A 1,023-nucleotide genomic window follows, 5' to 3' on the forward strand; every position below is an offset into this window, starting at 1 on the left:
GCGCTTATCTCGCCTGTGGTGGATTCTGAGTGCTCTACCGCTGAGCTATTTCGGCAATAGGGAGTTTTGTGAAACCCTTTCGGGATGCAAATATCGGAAAATTTTTTGAATAAAATCAAATGGTAAGGACTATTTCTTGGAAAAAGTGCGATTTTTTCTCTCATTCTTGCTATCTTCGCCCCGAAAATTTCGTATCGCCATGGTTTCGGAGGTCGTACGGACCGGAATCCGAATCCTCGGGAAGATAAAAAATTACGAGGAGTTAATCCGCTAATAAACAAAACCGTCATGCAAGATAAGGCTACGCTCAATCCTACTCCGGATCAGACATTCGAGATCGTTGGTCAGGGGGCGTATGATTTTGTACGGGTTCTGACCCATTCCAAACAGTTGCAGCGCCAGGGGCGGGTCGAAGAGGCCTGCAACGAACGCTTTCACGCCTTTCAGCGCATTTCCGAATTATTGCCCGAAGACGAGGAGGTGATTCTCGAATGGGAGGATCCCAATACGCGTGCGGCGCTCGAGGTGATTCACGCTTCGGCGATCGACCATTTCCTGATCAACGATTTCGAAATGTCTACCGCCATGCTCGAATTGCTTCTCGAACTGGATCCCGAAGACCATCTGGAGGCAATTATCCTGTTGGCGTTCAATTACCTGGCAATGGAGGAGTACGAACTTTTCGACGAGGTGAGCAACGATATTTCCGATAAATACGCCTGCAAGGAGGTGCTGACCATGTGGGCGGCTTTTCGGCGCAGCGGCCGTATTCCCGAGGGGCGATGCGATCCGTTTCAGGACCCGATTCGCACCCTATTTTGCCGAATTTACCGCCGACGAACATCCTGCCGACGGGCAGTACCTGGAAGATATCGAGAGCGAGCGCCCTTCGGTGCAGGCCCAGGCTCGTGAGCTGGTGGCTCCGCACTGAAATCTCTGAACGCTTTTTCCCGATTTATTGCGGCGCTTCGAAGGAAGCCCTCCCCGATTTTTCTCCGGGGCGAAATTGGCGGGAGGGCTTAT

At 51.6% G+C, this 1,023-nt stretch carries 1 protein-coding gene; it reads left to right on the forward strand.

The features are described from left to right. Positions 1–288 precede the first annotated feature (288 nt). The gene (locus tag ALIPUT_RS00060) at positions 289–912 is read left to right on the forward strand and encodes a hypothetical protein (RefSeq protein ID WP_004327473.1); all 624 of its coding nucleotides are present in this window, start codon (positions 289–291) and stop codon (positions 910–912) included. The last annotated feature ends 111 nt before the right edge of the window (positions 913–1,023 follow it).

This window comes from Alistipes putredinis DSM 17216, from assembly GCF_000154465.1.
Lineage (GTDB): Bacteria > Bacteroidota > Bacteroidia > Bacteroidales > Rikenellaceae > Alistipes > Alistipes putredinis.